Raw genomic sequence first — 21,986 nt, 5'->3', positions numbered from 1 at the left:
TCCGTCGGGCAGCAGGGCAGGCAGGCGCGGCGATGGCCGCACCGCGCAGACGTTAGCAGGTCGCCCGCGTTACTGGGCGGCCTGGATCAGCGCGTCGACATCCAGCAGGTGGCCGGCGCGGTCGGCCTTGGTGCGCAGGTAGTGCTCGTTCTCGGCGGTGATCTCGCCGGTGACCGGAATGCAGTCCAGCACTTCGATGCCGGCATTGCGCAGGCGTTGTGCCTTGGTCGGGTTGTTGCTGAGCAGGGCAACACGGGACACACCCAGCCCGCGCAGCATCGCCACGGCGCTGCCATAGCGGCGCTCGTCGGCGCCGAAGCCCAGCTGCGCATCGGCGTCGATGGTATCCAGCCCGTCATGCTGGTAGCCGTAGGCGCGCATCTTCGCGGCGATGCCGGTACCGCGGCCTTCCTGGTCCAGGTACAGCAGCACGCCGCCGCCCAGCTCCTTCAACTTGCGCAGGCCACGGCGCAGCTGGTCGCCGCAGTCGCACTTGAGCGAACCGAACAGGTCGCCGGTGAGGCAGGACGAATGCACGCGCACAGGCACCACGGCGGACAGGTCCGGTTCGCCGATGATGATCGCCACCTGGTCGCGCTGGGCGACGCCGCCGCGGAACACCGCGAACGTGGTCATGCCGACATCGCGCAGCGGCACCGGAGAACGCGCCACCAGTTCGTAATCATGTGCGGCATGCGCAGCGCCTTCGGCCAGATCGCACAGGCCAACGTCGGCGGCGCCATCGAAGGTGCTGTCAGTCGTCTCAAGGCGCACGGCCACCATCGCCGGCAGCAGCAGGCCCAGCCGGGCCAGTTCCACCGCGCCGGCATCGAACGCATCGCCTGCGCTCCAGGCCGCGGGCATCGGCCCTGGTTCACGCAGGTAGCCCAGCGAGGGCAGGGCATCGAAGGCGACGCCGGCCAGCGGCAGGCGCGCACCCTCGGGTGCCTCGACGCCGAGCACGCGGGCACGCGTGGCGGTCAGATAAAGGTAATGGCGCTCGCGCGCGGCGCTGGCGAAGGCGGCAAAGCTGCTGGCAGTGGCGCTGTCCAGCGCGATCACCGCCAGGCGCTGGCCCTGGCCATCGTGGAGCAGGACCGGACGACCGGCGCGCAGTTCGGCGACCGCGCGCTCGCAGCGGATCGCTGCCGGATCACCGAACAGGGAGGAAGCAGACATGGCAGGACCGGGGGAGGCGGACATCGGTGTCTCTATGGGGGCGCCAGCGTCGTATTCAACGTGCTGCGGCGGTGTGTCGCAGGCCGGGTGGAGCGGCTTTCAGTGCGGATGCTCGTCGGTCGCGTACGGGTCTTCCTCGCCGCTGCCCGGTGGCCGCAGCGTATAGCGCTTGTAGGTCCACTGGTACTGCGCCGGGTCGCGGCGGGCGATACGTTCGATGCCTGCGTTGAGCGCGGTGGCGGCGACCTCTGGGTCCGGGTCGGCCACGGCCGGGTCGGTCGGCTCGATGTGCAGGGCGAATTCCATGTCCGGGCCGATGCGCTCGCACCAGCCATACAGCACCGTCGCGCCGGTGCGCTCGGCCAAGCGGTTGACCAGCGTCATGGTCAACGCCTGCACGCCGAAGAACGGCACGAACACCCCGTCGCCGGCCTTGGGCTGCTGGTCGGGCAGGATGCCGGTGGCACCGCCGTCCTTGAGCACCTTGAACAGCTGGCGCACGGCCGGGCCCTCGGCGCGCACCTGCTGCACGTTGTGGCCCCCGCGCACGATCTGCAGGAAGGCATCGCTGGCCTCGTCCTCCGGCGGCTTGTAGACGATGGCGATCTGCCCGCGCGAAGCCAGCCACTGGTTCAGCAGCTCCCAGTTGCCGTAGTGCGGGGCCGCCACGATCACGCCCTTGCCGCTGGCCAGCGCCGCGTCGTACAGCGCCTGGCCGTGGCGCTCCTTCAGGTGCAGGCGCAGGTTGTCTTCGGGCTTCCGGCTCCACAGGCGCAGGGTCTCGATGGCCTGCAGGGCGGTGGAGCGCAGCAGCTCGCGCTGCAGGCGTTCGCGTGCCGCGCCATCCAGCTCGGGGTAGGCCAGCTCCAGATTGCGGCGGGTGACGCGGCTTTCGCGGGCATCGAGGCGCACCCACGTCCAGGCCAGGGCGTGCGCGAACCCGCGCAGCAGTGGCCAGGGCAGGCGGGCGAACAGGGTGGTGGCGCGGTAGACCAGCCGGGCTTTGCGGTGTGGATTCATCTCCCCCAGTTTAGCCAAGGGCGCTGCTATCGTGGCCGGCCCTTGCCTGGAAGCCCGCCGATGCTCGTCCTGATTCAACGTGTCAGCCAGGCCGCCGTGCATGTGGAAGGTGAGGCGGTAGGGCAGATCGGCCCCGGCCTGCTGGCCCTGGTCGGCATGGAGCCGGGTGATACCGAGGCCCAGCTGCAGCGGATGGCCGAACGCGTGCTCGGCTACCGTGTCTTTGCAGATGAGGCCGGCAAAATGAACCGCTCGCTGCGTGATACCGGCGGCGGCCTGCTGCTGGTCAGCCAGTTCACCCTGGCCGCGGACACCCGTTCCGGCATGCGGCCCAGCTTCACCAGCGCGGCACCGCCGGAGGAGGCTGAACGCGGGTTCAATCGATTTGTCGGGATCTGTCGTGAAAATCACGCGCCAGGGGTGGAAACGGGCCGGTTTGGTGCCCATATGGTCGTCAGCCTGGTCAATGACGGTCCCGTGACCTTCCTCCTCAGGCCCTAGGCCACCGGGACCACCGCCCGGCAGGCCGGGCCCCGGGCTGGTATAATGCTACGTTCCCTATTTCCCCCTAGCCGGTGGCGCGAGCACTACATGGCCAACGAACGTCCTGCCCAATCCGAAATCAAGCAACTGATCAGCAAGGGCCTGGAACAGGGCTACCTGACCTATGCCGAAGTCAATGACCATCTGCCGGACGACATGGTCGATCCGGAACAGATCGAAGACATCATCGGCATGATCAACGGCATGGGCATTGATGTCCATGAAGTTGCTCCGGATGTGGAAACCCTGCTTCTCAACGACGGCAACACGGGCAACCGTGAGGTCGACGACACCGCAGCCGAAGAAGCTGCCGCCGCGCTGAGCGCGCTCGACACCGAAGGTGGCCGTACCACCGACCCGGTGCGCATGTACATGCGCGAAATGGGTACCGTCGAGCTGCTGACCCGCGAAGGCGAAATCGCCATTGCAAAGCGCATCGAAGAAGGCCTGTCCCAGGTCCAGGCCGCACTCGGCCAGTTCCCGGTGTCGGTCGAATCGCTGCTGACCGATTACGAAGCGCACAAGGAAGGCCGCAAGCGCCTCGCCGAAGTGATCGTCGGCTTCAATGACCTGTCCGACGAAGTGCCGGCCCCGGCTGCTGCCGTGGCCGACGACTCGGATGACAGCGATGACGCTGACGACGAGGAAGAGGACGATGTCGATGGCGCCGATGAAGAAGCCGCGCCGACCGGTCCGGATCCGGAGGAAGTCGCCGCGCGCATGCAGGCGCTGGCTGATGCCCTCAACGCCTTCAAGAAGGCGGCTGCCAAGGGCGACAAGAAGAACCTGCTGAAGCTCCGCGAGGAGATGTCGGCGGTGTTCGTCACCCTGAAGCTGCCGCTGCCGCTTACCGACGTGCTGACCAAGCAGCTGCGCGACACCATGGGCAGCGTCAAGGCCCACGAGCGCCGCGTGCTGAACCTGGCCACCGTCACTGCCCGCATGCCGCGCAAGGACTTCATCCGTTCCTGGGAAGGCAACCAGACCAACCTGGAATGGGTGGAAGACGCACTGAAGCGCAAGCAGAAGTGGTCTTCGGCGCTGCGTGAAGTGAAGGACCAGATCGTGTCCGAGCAGCAGGCCACCATCGACATCGAGAAGGTCACCCTGCTGGACCTGGACGAGCTGAAGGAACTCAGCCGTGCCATGGCCTACGGCGAAGCCAAGGCGCGCAAGGCCAAGAAGGAAATGGTCGAGGCCAACCTGCGTCTGGTGATCTCGATTGCCAAGAAGTACACCAACCGCGGCCTGCAGTTCCTCGATCTGATCCAGGAAGGCAACATCGGCCTGATGAAGGCCGTGGACAAGTTCGAGTACCGTCGCGGCTACAAGTTCTCCACGTATGCGACCTGGTGGATCCGCCAGGCCATCACCCGTTCGATCGCCGACCAGGCGCGCACCATCCGTATTCCGGTGCACATGATCGAAACGATCAACAAGTTGAACCGCATTTCCCGCCAGATGCTCCAGCAGTACGGCCGCGAGGCTACGCCGGAGGAGCTGGCCAAGGAAATGGACATGCCGGAAGACAAGATCCGCAAGGTGATGAAGATCGCCAAGGAGCCGATCTCGATGGAAACCCCGATCGGCGACGACGAGGATTCCCATCTGGGCGACTTCATCGAGGACACCAATGTGGAGTCCCCGATCGAGAACACCACCAACATCAACCTGTCTGAAACCGTGCGCGACGTGCTGGCCGGCCTCACCCCGAGGGAAGCCAAGGTGCTGCGCATGCGCTTCGGCATCGACATGAACACCGACCACACCCTCGAGGAAGTCGGCAAGCAGTTCGACGTGACCCGCGAGCGCATCCGCCAGATCGAAGCGAAGGCCCTGCGCAAGCTGCGTCACCCGAGCCGTTCGGAGCAGCTGCGCAGCTTCCTGGATATCGATTGATTTCCAGGTAGTGCCGAGCCATGCTCGGCAACGGCTTCTGTCGAGAAAAACCCCGCTTCGGCGGGGTTTTTCTTTGGGGGGATCTGCTGCAGGGCCGAGCCGGTGTTCGGCTTCCGTTGGCAGTGACGCATCCGCCCTTTGACGTTCCAGGGCGACAAACGCACTCTGGCGTCGCAGGTGCTCAACACACCTCGTGGGCGGGATGGGATCACCGGCACCGATGCGGACGCGCTGCAAGGACACGCGCAATGCGTGTATCTGCGGTATCAACCCTGTTGAGCATTGGAGCTTGGCCATGAACGCTGTTGAACATGATGTGCCTGTTGCCGCAGCCCTGGATTTCCCGCCGTTGATGACGTGGGAGGACGTCATACAGGACGAACTGGAAGACCGGCTGGGCTTCGCCCGACGGGCCACGCTGGCGCTGCTGACGCAGTCGGGAGAGCAGCTGGTCGCTGGGTTTGCCGGCAGCAACCGCAGAGCGCTGGAAGGTGCCATGAAAGCAGTGGCGCTGTTCCAGGTGCATCTGCAGGAGATGGAGCAGTTGGCTGGGATGGCGGAGAGACGGTTGCAGCGGATTGGCGAGACGCTTGCTGCTGCCGACTGAGTAGCCGACTCCGGCCGTGCTCCACTACACTGTGACGCTGCGCAGGGCCTATAGCTCAACGGTTAGAGCAGGGGACTCATAATCCCTTGGTTCCAGGTTCGAATCCTGGTGGGCCCACCACATTGACGTCCAGCGAAGTCCGGGGATGTCCAAGAGTGCAGGCGGTGTACGGTTTTTACGGCAGTTGACCGTCCATCGGCATCCTTTGGCATCCACTTGCATCCGCAAAAAAAGTGAGTCAGGCTGTGAGTCGAGGGTAGGTAATTCCTGACCCTGACTCACTGGCGGATGACTCACATGCTCACCGACACCAAAGTTCGCACACTGAAGCCCAAGGCGGCGGCCTACCGGATCGCCGACTCGAATGGGCTATGCATTGAGGTGCGTCCAACGGGGTCGAAGGCTTGGCGGTACCGCTATAGGTACGCCGGCAGGGCCAGCATCGTCACCCTCGACGAGTACCCGTCTATGTCCCTGCAGGCCGCCCGCGTCGAGCGTGACCGTCTGCGTTCGCTGCTGCGCGGTGGAGCCAATCCCGCTCAGGTGGCAAGGGTCGAGAAGGCAGTGCAAGGAGAGCGCGCCGCAAACACCTTCGGTGCCATTGGCTTGGAGTTGCTCGCCAAGCGGACAAAGGAAGGCCTTTCCCCTGGGTCCGTTGTCCGCGAGCGTCGGCTGATCGAGAAGGATCTGGCTGGGTTGGCGGATCTGCCTGTTCGGGACATCACTGCTCCGGTTCTGCTGGCTGCGCTTAGGAAGCTGGAACAGCGAGGCGTAGTCGAGACTGCCCATCGGGCGAGGGCCCACGCCGGCCGCATCTTCCGCTATGCCATCGCTACGGGCCGTGCTGACCGAAATCCCGCTCAAGACCTCACAGGAGCGCTTGAGCAGCCTCAGACCAAGCACTTCGCTAGCGTGACTGACCCCGCTGTCATTGCTGGCCTCCTTCGCGCGCTGTGGGGCTACCAGGGGGCATTGGTCACTCAGGCCGCGCTAAAGCTGGCCCCAATGCTGTTTGTTCGCCCTGGGGAACTGAGGCAGGCAAAGTGGGCCGACATCGATCTGGATGCTGCAGAGTGGCGCTACGTGACCAGCAAGACGAGGACGCCGCACATCGTTCCGCTCTCTAGCCAAGCTGTGGAAGTGCTTCAGGACCTGTACCCCTACACCAAGCGTAGCGAGTTCGTCTTCCCCGGTGTCCGTAGTGCCCTGAAGCCAATGAGCGAGAACACGCTCAATGCAGCGTTGCGTAACCTTGGTTTCGACTCGGACACGATGGTCGGCCATGGCTTCCGAGCGATGGCAAGAACGGTGCTGGACGAAGTGCTTGGCTATCGCCCGGACTACATCGAGCATCAGCTGGCTCACGCCGTGAAGGATCCGCTCGGACGGGCCTACAACAGGGCAACTCATCTGCCGGAACGCCGGAAGATGATGCAGGCCTGGTCTGACTATCTCGACCAGCTGCGCGTTGCAGAACCGAACGTGCTGGCCTTCAAAGCCAAGCGCGCCTAAACACTGGAGATAGGCCTCTAAGGAGGGCCGGACAAAGAAGCACAGCCGCATAAACAAAGCGGCCGAGGAAGGGGCGGCAACCCCTAGCTCGGCCTACCACAACCGACTACTGGAGAGTCGACCATGGATAACCTGAGTATAAGTGCTGCCTTCGAGAGCGAGCGTAAAGATCCCAGCGGTGGTGTATTGACCATTCAGGCCCCCGACCCGATTGACGAACTCTTGGCGATGGGGATAGCTCCTCGCTTGCTTGTCTCCCATCAACTCGTCTGCATGGACTGGTTGGCAGCGCACCGCCTAGACAGGTTCTGTCTGTGCTACTACGACAGCACAGGCGCAGTTGTGACGGAAACAATGGGCGCCGATCAACTCCTCTCCCGGGCACTAGAAATCGGTTGGCAGCCTGTGGAAGACCCTATGGAGTCTGGCGCGGGCTGCCACCTTTTCGAAGAGGCTTCGTACAATCTCCGGCGAGGCGTTCACTGGTATGCGAGCGCTCACGATGCTACTGACGAGATGCTTCCCCTTGGCTTTCCTCAAGTTGCGCTGAGAGCAAGCCTAAAGCGGCAGCGCCGACGCGATGCGGCCGCAGATGGACGCTCCAAACGCGCACAGCAGGAGACTGCCAAGCGGGCGCGGGAGAAGGCAAGGCAGAGTCTCGAGAGGCTTGCGGAGGACTTGCTGTGCAATCCACCTGCTGGTGGCCCTGACCTTCGATCAATGGTCCAGGCTAGGCGGGCGGCCCGCGAGCTAGTAGACGAGACTATCGCCCACTTGAAGGGCGCTAGGTAGGATGCATGGAGCTCGGGAATCCCCAGGCTGGAGACCACATAGGGAGCCACGTATGAGTTCGCCTCGTCATTTCATGCATCAGGAGGCGGAAGCCGCTTGGCGGAAGCTGACGGCATCTGCAGAGTATGCGCTGTGCCTGGAGTCCCTGAAGGGCAAAGATCGAAAGCCTGGGATGTTGGCAGGGACGCTGGAGGACTGGATCAGCCGCGCAGTGATGCATGGCCTTGCAGAACTCGAGCCATTCGAAAAGATGACATCCAAGCAGCGGCAAGAAGCCTCAAAGAGGATGGTCGCCCACTGCGAGGCTCTGCGGGAACTGCTCATACCGTTCTATGACGAGAAAAGCGGCCTAGATTGGCCCTTTCAGCCCGATCTCGATCTCGCTGCGCTCAACAGCGCGATCAACTATCAGGATGCACATCCAAATGATTTCGAGGCTCTTGACGAAGACGAAAGAGAGGAATTGTTCAACCGAATTCGGTTCTCTATCTATCACGGGTTCAAGAATGACCTAGGGCTCGTCTTTGACGCAATCCACAATGGTGCGCTTCGCCTTGCCGAGTTGGAGAGTGAGGTCAAGAAGCCGAACGACTCTAACGTAAGGAGGTTGCGCTTTATCCGGCGAGTGACTAGCAACTTCGTGAGGGAGTTCGGCACGCCACACCGGGCGCTGGTACTCGCACTGACATCGGTGTTCTTTAGCACTGACGACCTTGACGAGGCTGCAATCTCCAAGCTTGCTCCTGTCCCGAAGAGGGCGTAGTCCGGTGACACTGAATCAGAATCGTAAATCCTGATTCTGATTCAGCTGAGCCAGATCCATAACTTGGGGATTTGATGGCATGTCCCTCGGGGTCGCGCATCCATAAATTTCGACTCACCCGCCGCGCATAGCGGCCACACGGTGCAGTCAATGGATACATATGGACATCGGGATTTCCGGCCCTTCATTCCGGAATGCGCGAAGGTAGGAATTGGCCGGTCTAAGGCTTATGAACTGGCGAAGGCCGGTCTGCTTGAGACGGTCAGTATCGGCACGCGTCGATTCGTCTACCTCGATAGTCTTTACACACTTCCCGCACGCCTTGCTGCGGCCTCTATGGAGGTCGCAGCGTGAACCATTTCGATTTCTCAAATCTCAATCGAGATCAAATGGGGCTCCTGGACGTGGGCGGTTGGACCTCTGATTGCGGTCGGGCTGCGCCGTCTCGGCGCGCGGCGGCTGAACTGGTGAGCCGGGGACTTCTGGAGACGTACACAGCTACCCATGAAGACGAGCACGGTTCGTACCGGGTGACCGAGTACCACGCACCCCAGGAAGTTCAGAGCGCCTGGCGAGATCTCCAAGCGAGACGGGAACAGCAGGGTGAGTCGGTGGAGGTGGAGCTGTGAAGCCACACGATCCTGCCCAACTCGTTCCCCACCCTTCCTCAGGTCTCAAGGTCTGCCTTTCCACCGGCCGCATCTTTGACACAGATGGTTTTGAGGTCGGAATCCAGACCTCGGATACCTATGTCAGGGTAATCCGGAGGGCGACAGCGGCATGTTCGCGAGTCACTTGGTATGCGCATCGATTGGTATGGGAAGCTGCAAACGGTCCTATTCCAGAGGGCATGCAGATCGATCACCTTGATTGCGATGCAGGCAACAACGCGCTTTCCAATCTTGATTTGGTAACCCCTCAGGAGAACCGAGCTAGGCAAGCTGAGAGAAACATGGCTCGCTACGGCTGTAGGTCCCATTACTGCAAGCTGACCCCAGAGCAAGCGGTAGCGATACGCGACAGCGTGGACACCATTCCCTCGAAGGTGTGGGCCAAGCGACTCGGGGTAGCCCCTCGCACAGTGAACCAGATCCGCACGGGCCGAACTTGGGCGCATCTTCCTGGCGCGCGAGCCGCGAAGGTGCGGCCCAAGAAGACCTGACTGGCTTCCCACCTATGCCCTTGGGGGGGTGTATGCACAATTTCAGCCAGGGCCCAGCCAGCAGGCCGGCTGGGCACGGAGTGGCTCTTTCCGGCCGGCAACAAAACAAGCAGCGCCACCAGAGATTGAAGGGGCGGGGTAAGGGGCCGCCCTTTCTTTCAATCCAGCACCAGATATCGGACTCCGAAGAGTTTGGCCTTCTTTCGGGAAATGCGGTGAAGCTGCTGCTTGAGCTTGCTCGTCAGTACCGTCCGGGAAGGAACGGGGATCTCAGTATTCCTTGGTCCATGCTTTCCAAACGAGGTTGGAGGAGCAAGGCAACGGTCCAGGCGGCCAAAAGAGAACTGTTGGATGCTCGGTGGATCCTCGAGACTCGCAAGGGCGGCAAGAACATGTGCAGCCTGTTCGCGCTCACCTACTACGCGATTGACGAATCAGAGAAGCACCTTGAGCCATCGACCGTGACAGCGCCCAATCACTGGAGGCGAAATCACAATGGCTAGTCGCTATGTGGGCCAACTAGGTCGCTATGTAGGCCAACTCTCGAAACAGTTGGCCCACATACAGACCTGTGAGTTCGCTATGTGGGCCAGTCAGGGGGTTATCCACACCCGTCCGAGGTCGCTATGTGTACTCCCTTATAGATATCTACCAAGCGGAGCGCGCTCTTCACAGCTTCAGATCTTCTTGAAGCCTTGGCTTGAGGGGGGCGCCCCTTGAACCAGCCGGCACAGTACCGAGCCCGGTCCAAGCAGGTGCAAGCCCCGGAAGCTCCCGGTCTTGCCAAGCCTTGGACAGAGGGTTCGATCAACGTGGATCGAGCTTCTAGGGCATTGGCTGCTGCATTCGGTTGTGGGCCCTGCATGGCGGTGTCGTGGCAGGCGTCGTGGGTGGAGTCCTTGCCAGATGAGGATGGGGCCTTTGATCCCGATGGGCTCGCTATTCACTCGCGAGGAAGAGTGGTGCAGGACGCTAGGAGATATCTCCCCTCACATGCAGCCTCCAGGGCTATCGCACTGCGCGGCATCCGTGCGGACGCCCGTTCGTTGGCGGAGGACTTTGATCGCAAGGCGAACATGCGTGCCGACGCGTGCGCCACGCGTGTACGACGGGTGCGACGTTGGGATAACCACAAGTTTGCGGGCACCGTAGTCATCCCTGCTGTGAGGCCGGTACGCCCTGTGCTGCTGGCGCTTTCCGAGGCATCACTTGATGGCCCGCTCGAAGCTTGGCTGATGGTCTACGCCACTCAACGGATGGAGTTCTGGCCCAAGGTTGAGATGTACCTGTCTGCCATGGGGCACAGGCCGGAAGTAGCGCGAGAGGCGGCGGCCAAGCTTCTGAAGCCTAGGGAAGCTCGAAGCTATAGAGATGGTGCGCGTTCGTTCCGAATGCGAGAGTCCACGTATCGAGAGCTGGTGTCCAACGTGCAGGCCATCCTCTGGGACTGGCTGGAGCGAGCCTGCTACGCGCTACTGGAGGAGTTGGGCGAGAGCAGTGGGTGGGAAGTCGGCGAGGGGAAAGCGCTCGATCTATCGATGTGAGAGGCGGGAGAAAAAAGCCAACCCTTTCTGCTGGGTTCTTGCTCAACGACTTGATCGCACGGGAGCGATTTACACCCGCCAGACGCCTTAAGTAATAGGGGCTCTACTACCCAAGGGCGGGCTCCTGGCGGCGACCACTTCGGTGGCGCCGCCTCTCCCCCTATGGCGCGATAGACGCCTTGAGTACAGGACAACCCAATGACCTTCAAACTGCAGAACTTTCTGGGCCGAGTCACGCCCGGTTGGCAGAACCTAAACGACCAAGACCGAAGTGCGATAGCTCGGCAGGGCCTGCTAGCCTCCGGCTTGGCACTGCTCAGCGCCCGGAACGGTGGGAACTTCGGGGCGTCCCTCGCAGACGGCCTCAAATCTGGCCTCCTTGCTGTTAACGAGGGTGTCATCGATACCGAGAATGCCCGGTACAAGAACGACATCCTGGCTCGTACTCGTCAGGGGATGGAGCGTAACGCGGCCATCGAGCAGGCTCAGAAAGGCGTGCTGAATCCTGATGGATCACTCAATGAGGACTCATGGAGTCAGTGGGCGAGTGTCGATCCGGTGGGTGCACAAGAATTTCGCCAGAAGGCGAGCCCAAGGGCGAAATGGGAACCTACACAGATTGGTTACCGAGATCCCAAGACGGGTAGGGATGGCCTGCTGGACGTGTGGGTTAACAAGGACACTCGCGAGGTTCGAGACCTGCAGAACAACCCGATCAGCAGTGGTCTGCTGGCCCCCGATGCAGTACAGCCACAGATGCCGAAGGCTGGGCTACTGGGCGCCGATGTGCTGCCGGGCCTTGAACAGGCTGTGATGCAGGTCGAGTCGGGCGGCAATCCGGCTGCCGTGTCGTCCAAGGGCGCTATGGGCACCATGCAGACGATGCCTGGCACCCTGCGAGATCCGGGCTATGGCGTCACTGCTGCCCGCGATCAGTCCCCGGCTGAGATGGAACGGGTGGGGAAGGACTACCTGCAGGCGATGCTTCGCCAATATGGCGACCCGCGCTTGGCCCTGGCTGCCTACAACTGGGGTCCGGGTAACGTGGATCGCGCCATGCAGGCGCACGGCGGCAACGTGGACGCGGTGCTTGCCAATGCCCCGGCAGAGACCCGCGCGTATGTGCCCAAGGTTCTTCAGCGCTCTGGCACGCAAACTGCGGCGGCACCTCAGATCGGCTTTCGCCCGACAAAGGAGCCGAACCAGACAGAGCGACAGGCACCCTCTGGATATCGGTACACCGCCGATGGCGGAAGTCTTGCGCCAATTCCTGGCGGTCCTGCAGATCGAAAGAACAACCCCGCCCCTGGCGACTTGGCGCAAGCTGAGCAAGCGCTGCGAAAGGAGTACTCCTCGCAGATCAAAACTCCGCAGACAGTTGTTAACTCGTACCGGCAGATCGAACAGGCAGCCACCAACCCCTCTGCGCAGAATGACCTGGCATTGATCTTTTCTTACATGCGCATGCTTGATCCCGCGTCTGTGGTTCGGGAGGGGGAATTCGCCACGGCACAGAACGCAGCCGGTGTGCCGGATCAGATCCGAAATGCCTACAACAAGGCAATCAACGGTGAACGGTTGAACCCCGAGCAGCGAACGGGCTTCGTCAGCTCCGCAAGGGGGTTGCGAGACCAGGCCCAGCAGCAGATTGACGCGTACCGGGAGCAGTACTCCGGATTGGCAAAGGAATACAACTACTCGCCAGAGCGCATCGTGGGCAGGGGCTCGTCGTCTCGCAAGGAAGGCCAAGTGCCTCCGGCAGCTGTGGACTTCCTCCGAAAGAACCCGAACATGCGCGCGGCCTTCGAGCAGAAGTATGGCGTCAGCGCTGACGACTACCTGAGGTAACCAATGACGAAAAATCCATTCGATCAGTTCGATGGCCCCGTGCAAGATCTAGCTAGCCCTGGTCAGAACGCCTTTGACCAGTTTGATCAACCCGATGACATTGTGACGCTCCCAACTGTGCAGGCGGTGCGACCCGACTTCGGCGATGTGACCTCCAGCTGGGAGAGTACTGCTGACCAGCCGGGCACTGCAGTCGGTCGGTCGCTGGGCGAATACGGAGGGCGGCAGGTACTGCAGGGTGTCGGTGGGCTGCTGGGCGCCATTGGCGGCGATGCGTTCAATCACTACGTCGTAGATCCGATTCGGCGACGGTTCCATGTGCCGACTGAAGTAGACATTGCAGCCGGTCGTGATGGCTTCGTTCCTACGGCATCCTACCGTCAGATCGGCGAACAGATTGCGGATGACCTTGGCATGCAGCGGCCCCAGACCAAGGCTCAGCGGATCGTCTCTGACATCGGCGAGGGCTTGACCGGCACTGCTTTGACGCTGGGAGCGGGCACCGCCGCGAGTGGCGGTCGCGGCCTCACGCAGGCTGCTGGCGAGTTCTTCGCTGCCAACCCGGTCCTACAGACTGCAGCCACCGTATCGGGCACCGGGGCTAGTTCCGCCGTCCGAGAGGCTGGTGGCGGGACCGCTGCCCAAATCGCAGCAGGTGTTGTTGGCGGTTTCGCGCCGGGCACTATCCCGGCACTTCCCGGTATGCGTAGCGGGTTCGTTCCGCAGACGGTTGCAGATATGACACGGGGAGCTCTCAGAGGGCGTAACGCTGCCGGTGATCGAGTGACTGCCCAAGACATCGACCGAGCAATCACTGATTTCGCCGCTGCAGGGACCACACCGAGTGTTGGGCAGGCGACTGGTGGTCGGCTCTCCCAAGCTATGGAGACGATGCTTGGCAATGTGCCCGGTGGCGCCGGCCCGATTGCACGGCTGGGGGCCAAGCAATCCAGTGCTACTGGTCAGGCCATTGAGCGTTATGCGGAACAGCTCTCCCCACGCGGGCGGCCTATGAGTCCCGAACAGGCCGGTAGAGCTGTCCTGGAGGGCGTTGAGGGCAAGAGTCCGGTGGCGTTCGTTCCAAAGACAGCGAAGAAGGCTGATGAGCTATATGACCGGGTATCCCAGCAAGTTGCGCCGGGTACGCGGGTTCAAGTCGAGAACACCAAGCAGGCACTGTCTGATCTCAATGCTTCCATTGAGGGGGCGCCAAACGTTGCCAAGCTCTTCCAGAATGCGCGAATCCAAGGCATTCAGTCTGCGCTAGCTAAGGATATCGGGGGGGCGGAGGCCGCCCTGCAGCGCCCGGATGTCCGCCAACAGGCGGACACGCTTAGGCAGCAGCTCAACGCGCAAGCGGATCAGGCGCGGGCGGAGAACATGCGTCTCCAGACATTGGGAATGCGTGCCTCGCAACCCGTCGCGAGTCCTCGGCAGATTGACGAGCAGGTCAAGACGGCAATCGCAGGGATGGCGGACAACCAGATTCCGTACGAAGCTTTGACCAAACTGCGTACGCTCGTGGGCAAGGAATTAGACAACTACTCCTTGGCGGATAGCGTGCCACGAGACAAGTGGAAGACGCTCTACGGAGCCCTCACGCGGGATATGGAGGCGGCCGCTACGACTCCGGAGGCGCAGCAAGCCTGGAGGCGTGCAAATGCCTACTACGCGGCCAGGAGCAACCGTATCGATTCCATCGCCCACGTGGTAGACAAGAGTGGCGGCCCAGAGGCCGTCTACAAGGCCGCGTTTGGCAACACGAAAGAAGGGGCCACGACGCTACATGCAGTGATGCAGTCCCTTCCGAAAGATGCGCAGCGAGAGATGTCAGCTTCCTTCATTCGCCGAATGGGGCGGGCGACGGGCAGCCAGCAGAACGCCGATAGCGACGTCTTCAGCATGGAAACGTTTCTGACCAACTGGGCGAACATGAGCCCGGAGGCTAAGCGGGTGTTGTTCGACCGCCATGGGATGGGCTTCCGTCAGGATATGGAAAAGATCGCTCGCATGACTGACAGAATCCGGCAGGGGAGCGCGGTGTTCCGCAACCCGTCTGGCTCGGGGCGGCTGATTTCGCTCATCACCCAGTCGGCAGGTACAGCGAGCAGCGCAGCGAGTGCACTGGCGGCAGGGAGTCCGCTGCTTGCGGCGGGGATCGTCACCAGTTCCGCCTCGCTGGCCGCAGCGTTTAACAGCCTCGGTCGCTTGATGACCAGTCCGGGCTTTGTGCGCTGGGTGGCCCAGAACGGAGAGAAGCCGGTCGGGGAGCTGATCTCTCAGGCTCAAACGCTGCGTCGTATTGCCGACTCGGAAGGAAACGACGACGTAGCGGAGTTTGCGGATCAGCTTGAAGCTACGAAGCGGCCGCAAAGCCAGAGTAGGCAAGCACTACCAGCGCGATAAGCAGAACAGGGGCCGCAATAAGCAGCGAGACGAAGGCCAGCCCGTAACGGCCGTCCTTTCGATCATCCATTTGCTGACTTTCTTCCCAGGACTTGGGGAGGGAGTAGCGGGTCTTCTTCCAAGCATCCATCGAAGTCCATCCTCAGGAGGGCCGGGTCAGCATACACCTGGCCGGTCGTCTGGGATCTCACAAAACCACATGAAGGGGGCGGTATCCGCGCCCCAGGAGAGCGTATGACTGATTCAAGGGCTACGGCCTTTTTTAAGGGGGCAGGTAGGCGCATCGCCAATGGTGCCATCCCGGGAAACGTCTTCGACAGTCGCAGCAACTACATGGGCAACGGTGGACGGGCAGCCGTCGCAACTGCGCTGAAGTTCGCCGCTGGCCTGTTCGGCGGGGCGCCTGCCGCACAGCTGGCAGACAGAGGGCTGAGCGGCTGGGTGACTCGTGGAGCGGACTATGGAATCAGTAGGGTGCAGCCCGAGTCTGTCCCGATCTACGGAGCCCCGCCGTCTGCTCAATCCGCTTTCGTCGCAGCGCCGCCCAGTGCCACCCCGAACCTCGGCTTCCCGTCCCAGTCTCCGGGCGGCATGTGGAACGGATTCCTGCAGGGTCAAGGCTCGGTTAACAACTTCGGCAATACCCAGTTCGGCAACGGAATGGCAAGCGTTGGCCAGTGGAGCCCACAGAGCGCATGGGGGCAGCAAGTAGCAGCTCCTACAGGATCGAACCTGGCGCTCGGCAACAACGTAGGCAATTTCCTGGGCGGCGGGTCTGGCGGTGGTTCCCGAGGCGGCGGCCAGTCGTTCGGTTCGAGCATGCCCGGAATCATGGGCGGCCGGTTCGCTGGGGGTAATGCAGCGAACTACAAGCGCAGTTTCATCACGACAAACCCTGTGTAGGAGAGCAGATGCCAACTTGGCTGAATCAGAAAGAGATCGTGGTCATCAAGACGCTGAGCGGGTGGGTCGTGGGTCCAGAGAAGAACTCGCCGTCCGATGAGTGCATTTCCTATGCCGCGTGGGTCGCCGAACTGAGGGAGTAGCTATGTCGTCGTCTCTATCCCCTGCGGCCGTGAAGGGCATCGCTGCAGTGATGCTCCGAGCCAATGCGGGACAACGTGTCTACCTGGGCGGCCTAGACATCACCGAGATGGCCGCGAGCTTCCTCCAGCGACATGTCGAGGAGGTGGGCTTGGATGTTGCGGACAAGGCCTTCCGTAGGCATGGGCTCGCATTGGTAACAACTGAAAACAATAGGTGAACGCTATGGCATTCAAGCCAGGACAATCGGGCAACCCGAGCGGCCGGCCCAAGGTGGATTTTGAGGTGCGTCAGTTGGCGCGAAAGTACGGCGAGGAGGCTATTGAGAAGCTCGTGGCTATCATGCGAGGCGACAACCCTGCTCTGGCTAAGGCGGCCAGCGAGGCGCTGCTGGATCGGGGCTACGGCAAGCCAGTCCAGTCGGTAGGGGTAGACCCTGATTCGGTGCCCGTCCAAGGCATCACGGTCCACTTTGTCTCCCCTGAGGCAACTAGGGAGGATGGCAGTCATGGCTGAGGAGCAGACCTCAATTTCTACTTTAGAGGGGGATGGACCGCCCGAGGTTTGGGACGGGGTCACCTACGTGGTGTTTGCCGCTGAGCGGCAATGCCTGCCGGAGGACTTCGAGGGCAGGGCAGAGGTGGCAAAAGAAGCAATCGGCGAGCCCTGGAAGGCCTACGACCTGCACGACGGTCGCTGTCCTGCCTGGACGGGCGGACACTGCCAATGTGGCCTGATTAGCTGTTTCAGCAATGGCCGGTGGGTGGCTGAGGTGGATGTGTTTCACTCAGTCATAGACCAGCACTCGCTGAACTAAGCTACTTCCGGGTCTCCTTGCAGACGTACATATCCCACTCCTTTTCGTACCGGCAGCCGACGCCACATTCGTAGCTCCCGAAGTCCTCGGTTTGATGCTGGGAGGCCAATTGCCGCAGAGCGCCAATAGAGGCGGCTTGGCACTGCTCGAAGGACTCGTAGCGGCCGAAGATCGCCTTGGAGGCGTCTTCGGCCGCCAAGGACCTCCCTGGCGGGTAGACGAAGGCGGTCCATGTTTCGGACTGCCTGGAGCATCCCCCAAGCAAGACAAGGCAGGGCAGGAAGATGAGCCGCAGTCTACGCATGGCCGGATCCTTGGCGTTTAGGGGTAGCCTACCAGCACCCGCAACTCGGCATTGGCCACGTCTGACGAATGCAGGGCTTAGGTAGGTTGCACTGCAGGTGAGCAAGTTGCAGCAACCGTAGCGCAGCTACTGAGCGGGCTTCCCGATGGCTGGATTAGGCACCGGCCTTCTAAGCCGGCGGTTACAGGTTCGATTCCTGTCGGGCGCGCCATTGGAATCAATGGTTTGAGGCATTTTGTGGACGGGCTCCCGAAATCCTTCCTGAAATGGCAAATTCTGAGGCCCCACTCGCAAGGGCATTCATCTTTAGGCTACGATACAGTAGGCAGGGTCTGCCTTTGATCTGAATATTAGGACTTCGTTTATGCCCGTGGAACTGAGCCAGTGGCTCCCCCAAGTGATTCGCGCCACCGCGTTCTTCGCGCCGAGTGCGGCGGGGGAGGGGCGAGCAGAACCTGAGTTGGACGAGGTCTATCCCGACGTAGAAGTGGAGTCGAAGGAAATCCGAAAGCCTCTTGGCGAGACTCAGCAGCTAGGGTCGCTGGGTGTCGGCAAGATCACTGTCGCGACGGCCCCAGGTCGGGCGGATTTCGTCTGGAAGGTCGAAGAAGAGGAGGCGCCGCTGCAAAGCCAGAGCTTAGGCGATCTCAAGAGCGCCCTGGCGATCTTCTTGGATCCTGTATGCGGCTGGTTGTCTCAGCAGAGCGATGTGACTCGTGTAGCCGTTGGCGTACATGCGCTGCTACCTGCCAGCGACAGAGACTCTGCATACACTCAAATGAATGAATTGTTGCCTGAAGTTAATCTAGATCCGAAGTCATCTGGAGAGGTGATTTTCCAAATAAATCGGTGGTTCACCCTTGAGGTTGATGGCGAGAATATTAGATGTAACCGTATCTCTCGCTGGGCAACCATCCACAACTTCGTGAACCAATTGAATGTAGTTGGTGGCATCCCTCATCCGGGCCCCAAGATTGCAGAGAGCTTTTCGGTTACCTCTCAGTTGGATTTCAACTCGTCTGCTGAGCGAACTGTTCCCCTTAAATCTGCCGATGCAGTCGAATTGATCCGGAATCTTGCGAAAGAAGCGACGGAGACGCTTGTCAATGGAAAGATCTCTCAGTAGCAGCTTAAGCGCGCCCACAAAGCGTTTGTCTACGAGTTCCGCTCAAAAGGAGGCCCTGCCGGTCGTTACCCGAGACGGGCGGAACGACCCTGCTACTTGGTCATTCATCATTCAAGATCCGGCAGTCTCCACGGGCGCCAGTTCAGCGAAGCCAAGCGCGGCCGGATCAAAAGCTTATTCTATGGCTGCTCGCATGCTTCGAGCTGCTCTTCGTTCGCCATGGGAAGCGACGGGGAATCATCGTCCCGTAAGCATTCTGTACAATTCTTCCTATACGGCTTGCCAGTATTCCGAGGCTGATGCTGTCGTTCAAGCGACACGTGAGATTTTTGTCGCGATGAGTGCGCTGAAGGATGACGACCTTGATAGTGGATATCGCTTAGATGTTGTCGCGGAAGTCATCGATCATCATTTGAACGATGGACTTTCCTTGGGGGGGGCAGTGGCGCGCGCATTGCACACGTCGACGGAGTCTTTGACAGATGAGGTCCGGGCGGCCGTTGTGCGCTACTTGGCGTTACCCAACGTGCCCGTTTCGTTGTCGTCCAGAAACAATCTTTTCGTTTCTCTGCTGGATAGCGACAACGACGAGCAGCGATTGGCAGCAATTCGATCGTTAGAGGAAGTTGGTGATTACGGGGTCGTTTCTTCTCTTGAGGCGTCTAAGTCAAGAATGAAATCGGATCGCCTCCGAGCAGAAATTGAGCGTGCTGTGCAAACAATTGAGAGCGCACATGGAGTTGCTAAGAATACTGCGCCGTGAGATTTGCTTTCGGCAGGTTATAGAGGGTGAGCTCAACGAGGATTCACTTTGTGGATCTGCTGTTCGAAATTTTGAAGTTCATCAGAAGTATGGTGCTATCTCCTTTTATTCGATGGGGTCAGGCGATCAGCCCCTCGGGTTGGAGCGCATTGCGATGGCGGTCACGGTTGGCACCCAAAAGCTCGATGACGTCGCCTACTGTGTCGTGGATGATGGTCAGCTTCAAGCTCTCGGGCTTGAGGTGAATCTCGACGGTGGGGGCACTACAAAAATCGCCAATGTCGACAAGAATCATGTCAGCGTGAAGCAAGTCACGCTGCGACGACTTGTTGGCATGACCTTGGAGTGCGCTCGCCGCGTCGGCGTTAAAGATCCGACAGTGGTAGCAAGGGGAAGAGTTGCTTTCGAAGTAGATCAGGCGCTTAAGAGCAACGAGCTGGATCAAACAAAGTTTGACCCGAAGTTTGCAAGGGCACTTTCTGAGGCTCGGAAATCTAATCCTTACAAAGTCGCAATGAGAGGGGCGGGCTAACGTCCTGCACCTCTCACTCTTGATTGCCTTTACGTTCGGTTGGCCGCGAATTCTCTTCCAGCTCGCGCTCCTGCCTGTGTTGTGATTCGTTAACTACTGGTAATGAATGGTCATAGATGTGCATCATTGCATTTGTCTTGTGGCCACTTGCCAGCTTTCTACCACCTTGAGTATCCGTTACGCCGCGGTGCTTCAAACTGTGAGGGCCAAACCGCTCGTCCTGGCCTAGGATTCCGTCCTTCACAGCATTGCGCATCGTGCGCCGGGCGTAGAAGAATCTGGGCTTGCCTTTACGCCAGGGGCTCCAAGATCGATGCAGCACAAGGGTGTTCGAATCCTATTTTTTTGGCGGGCGACAGGGGCAAAATCCTGAGCTAGGCTGAGAGGCGCCACCTCATCCAAGGGCGCGGTCATGAACGAGAACGACAGCCTAGTGCCATTTGAACTCAGGGCGATAAATGCGGACGTCGTAGGCGAACTGCTTGGGCTAACACGCAGAAGCGTGCTTGAGACTGTCGCGTGCCGACCTGACTTCCCTGTCAGGGTATCGATGCGCCCAGCCACTTGGGTGGCCGGGGAGGTACTGAAGTGGCGAGATAGCCATCGTTACGGGGCACGAGCGCGTAGACGGAGAACTTCGGCGCAGCAGCCGTCCGGGGGAGCTAGCGAGTAAGGCCGAGCAGCAACGGCAAGAGTGGCTTCAGACGGACTAGTCCGCCTCCCGGACATCTCCACCTAGCGGACTACTTCCTTCGGTGCACAGTCGCGGTCCTGGCAGCGGACTTGGTTCGCTTCGTTGCCAGTAGCTTTTGGAGTCGCTCATCAACATCAGAAACGAGCGGTCCCATGAAAGGTGCTTTCGGGAACACCGGCATGGGCGGGGGCACGTACCGCGACCGCTGCCACCAAGCATCTAGATCGGCGGCATGAATTCGATCCGATTTCGCGCTTTGTCCCAGCCGTACGGTGGCAAGCTCCCCGGCATCAATGGCTCTGCGGAGAGTCTTTGTGGAACAGGCTGAAAGTTCCGCAGCCTGCGCTAGGGTCAGTAACTTATTGCCTGATTCCATCGCAGCAACTCCTTGCGAACAACGGGGTGGGCCGCTCTGTGAATGATTGAATTCAGAACGTCAACGTAGCCACGGCTGCAGCATCTCCTTCCGTGGTCAGATGCGCGTAGTACTTCTCTGTAGTGGCGTAGTCGGCATGCCCGGCCAGGATCTGAACCCGGCGAAGCGGAACCCCGGCCATGACCATGTGAGCGCAGAACGTGTGCCTCAGTCGGTGAAGGCTCCCGCCAATTCCTGCCGCCTTGGCATCGGTTGAGAACCAGTCGCTCACGGTGTCCTTATGGACGCTGACCAGTGGATCAGGCAGCTCAGTAAGTGCAGCAGCAGCATGCTTGTTCAGCGGAACCTCCCGCCACTTGCCGGATTTGGTCCGGCCGTCGCCATCCTCGTCAGGGTCACTTTCAACCAGCAGGCGCCCGGCCACTACGTTCTCATGGCTCAGGTGCATCAACTCGCCGCGCCGAATCCCGGTGTGAGCCATGAATCGCCATAGGTTCGCCCGAGCCTCATTGGCCGCATAGAGCCGCTGCATCGCGGCCTTCGTATAGAACCGGACGGCAACGCTCCGCACCCCTCTTGGCGCCTGGATTCCCTCAAACGGGTTCGCATCCAATTCCTTCCACTGCACTCCGCACCTCAACGCGGCCTGCAGGCGCCGAACCTCCTTCCCAACCGTTTCAGGCGCCATCTTGTCCTTGACTAGGCGCTGGGTCTTGTAGGCCTCCAGCTCGATAGGGCGCAAGGTGTCGATGGGCCTATGGCCGAGATTCTGCAGGATGATCCGCAGCTCGCTCTTGGCCTTGCCATGCGTGGTTGGATGCTCAGCCTTGTACCAATCCAGCCAGACGCGTAAGAAGTCGCGCAGCAGTGGCGCCCGGGAGATGATCCGGACGCCGTGCCTCAGCTCCGCTTCGCGCGCTGATCGAATCTCCTCAGCTTCGCGAGCGCCGACGCGACCGATGGACGGTCGGAATCTCTTGCCGCCGTCGCGCCAGTTGAGGTAGGCGACCCCGTCCCGCCAGTAGATTGTGACCTTGACCATTTTCATGCGCTGT

At 60.9% G+C, this 21,986-nt stretch carries 18 protein-coding genes and 2 tRNA genes; 17 read left to right on the top strand and 3 right to left on the bottom strand.

Going from position 1 to position 21,986, the window contains the following annotated elements; all coding sequences use genetic code 11:
- Window positions 1-69: 69 nt before the first annotated feature.
- Together ribA and QOL57_RS10365 are read right to left on the bottom strand one after the other, a co-directional pair.
- Entirely contained in the window at window positions 70-1,203 is a 1,134-nt protein-coding gene (gene ribA, locus QOL57_RS10370) for a GTP cyclohydrolase II RibA (protein ID WP_089237159.1), read from the bottom strand.
- 75 nt (window positions 1,204-1,278) lie between these two features.
- Complete coding sequence (locus QOL57_RS10365; protein WP_089237157.1) at window positions 1,279-2,199, bottom strand: lauroyl acyltransferase; 921 nt, start codon at window positions 2,197-2,199, stop codon at window positions 1,279-1,281.
- A 60-nt stretch (window positions 2,200-2,259) separates the two neighbouring features.
- On the opposite strand from QOL57_RS10365, the gene dtd reads away from it, so the two are divergent.
- From dtd to QOL57_RS10280, 17 genes are all read left to right on the top strand, one after another.
- Entirely contained in the window at window positions 2,260-2,700 is a 441-nt protein-coding gene (gene dtd / locus QOL57_RS10360) for a D-aminoacyl-tRNA deacylase (protein ID WP_089237155.1), read from the top strand.
- A gap of 90 nt (window positions 2,701-2,790) precedes the next feature.
- Window positions 2,791-4,641: an RNA polymerase sigma factor RpoD gene (gene rpoD / locus QOL57_RS10355; RefSeq protein WP_089237153.1), complete on the top strand. Its 1,851-nt coding sequence runs from the start codon at window positions 2,791-2,793 to the stop codon at window positions 4,639-4,641.
- A 295-nt stretch (window positions 4,642-4,936) separates the two neighbouring features.
- Entirely contained in the window at window positions 4,937-5,248 is a 312-nt protein-coding gene (locus tag QOL57_RS10350; protein WP_089237151.1) for a hypothetical protein, read from the top strand.
- Between the two features lie 44 nt (window positions 5,249-5,292).
- Window positions 5,293-5,368, top strand: a tRNA-Ile gene (locus tag QOL57_RS10345).
- 177 nt (window positions 5,369-5,545) lie between these two features.
- Window positions 5,546-6,760: an integrase arm-type DNA-binding domain-containing protein gene (locus QOL57_RS10340; protein WP_089238134.1), complete on the top strand. Its 1,215-nt coding sequence runs from the start codon at window positions 5,546-5,548 to the stop codon at window positions 6,758-6,760.
- An 844-nt stretch (window positions 6,761-7,604) separates the two neighbouring features.
- A complete protein-coding gene (locus QOL57_RS10335; RefSeq protein ID WP_100309795.1) occupies window positions 7,605-8,315 on the top strand; it encodes a hypothetical protein in 711 nt (236 codons plus the stop codon).
- A 1,377-nt stretch (window positions 8,316-9,692) separates the two neighbouring features.
- Entirely contained in the window at window positions 9,693-9,980 is a 288-nt protein-coding gene (locus QOL57_RS10330) for a hypothetical protein (RefSeq protein WP_141134224.1), read from the top strand.
- 678 nt (window positions 9,981-10,658) lie between these two features.
- The gene (locus QOL57_RS10325; protein WP_141134223.1) at window positions 10,659-11,021 is read left to right on the top strand and encodes a hypothetical protein; all 363 of its coding nucleotides are present in this window, start codon (window positions 10,659-10,661) and stop codon (window positions 11,019-11,021) included.
- A 198-nt stretch (window positions 11,022-11,219) separates the two neighbouring features.
- Window positions 11,220-12,869, top strand: a complete 1,650-nt coding sequence (locus QOL57_RS10320) for a lytic transglycosylase domain-containing protein (RefSeq protein WP_089237141.1) — start codon at window positions 11,220-11,222, stop codon at window positions 12,867-12,869.
- 3 nt (window positions 12,870-12,872) lie between these two features.
- The gene (locus tag QOL57_RS10315; RefSeq protein ID WP_089237139.1) at window positions 12,873-15,275 is read left to right on the top strand and encodes a hypothetical protein; all 2,403 of its coding nucleotides are present in this window, start codon (window positions 12,873-12,875) and stop codon (window positions 15,273-15,275) included.
- A gap of 234 nt (window positions 15,276-15,509) precedes the next feature.
- A complete protein-coding gene (locus tag QOL57_RS10310) occupies window positions 15,510-16,178 on the top strand; it encodes a hypothetical protein (protein WP_141134222.1) in 669 nt (222 codons plus the stop codon).
- Window positions 16,179-16,544: 366 nt separating this feature from the next.
- Window positions 16,545-16,835 carry a DUF5681 domain-containing protein gene (locus tag QOL57_RS10305; protein WP_089238130.1) on the top strand — a complete coding sequence of 97 codons (291 nt, stop codon included), beginning with the start codon at window positions 16,545-16,547 and terminating at the stop codon, window positions 16,833-16,835.
- Window positions 16,828-17,136, top strand: coding sequence for a hypothetical protein (locus QOL57_RS10300; protein ID WP_089237135.1), 309 nt, complete (start codon window positions 16,828-16,830; stop codon window positions 17,134-17,136). The genes QOL57_RS10305 and QOL57_RS10300 overlap by 8 nt, the downstream gene beginning before the upstream one ends.
- A gap of 437 nt (window positions 17,137-17,573) precedes the next feature.
- Window positions 17,574-17,651 (top strand) — tRNA-Arg (locus tag QOL57_RS10295).
- A 153-nt stretch (window positions 17,652-17,804) separates the two neighbouring features.
- A complete protein-coding gene (locus QOL57_RS10290) occupies window positions 17,805-18,566 on the top strand; it encodes a hypothetical protein (RefSeq protein WP_089237131.1) in 762 nt (253 codons plus the stop codon).
- Between the two features lie 193 nt (window positions 18,567-18,759).
- Window positions 18,760-19,329, top strand: a complete 570-nt coding sequence (locus tag QOL57_RS10285) for a hypothetical protein (protein WP_141134221.1) — start codon at window positions 18,760-18,762, stop codon at window positions 19,327-19,329.
- On the top strand, window positions 19,301-19,861 hold the full coding sequence (locus QOL57_RS10280; RefSeq protein WP_141134220.1) for a hypothetical protein: 561 nt from the start codon (window positions 19,301-19,303) through the stop codon (window positions 19,859-19,861). Before QOL57_RS10285 ends, QOL57_RS10280 begins: the two co-directional genes overlap by 29 nt.
- Window positions 19,862-20,983: 1,122 nt before the next feature.
- Here QOL57_RS10280 and QOL57_RS10275 read toward each other — a convergent pair.
- Window positions 20,984-21,979 carry a tyrosine-type recombinase/integrase gene (locus QOL57_RS10275; protein WP_244900677.1) on the bottom strand — a complete coding sequence of 332 codons (996 nt, stop codon included), beginning with the start codon at window positions 21,977-21,979 and terminating at the stop codon, window positions 20,984-20,986.
- Window positions 21,980-21,986: the final 7 nt, after the last annotated feature.

Origin of the sequence: Stenotrophomonas sp. yr243 (genome assembly GCF_900184195.1) — a bacterium.
In the GTDB taxonomy this organism is placed as follows: domain Bacteria; phylum Pseudomonadota; class Gammaproteobacteria; order Xanthomonadales; family Xanthomonadaceae; genus Stenotrophomonas; species Stenotrophomonas lactitubi.
Note: the sequence above shows the minus strand (reverse complement) of the source record. Positions and strands in the feature narration are given on the sequence as shown.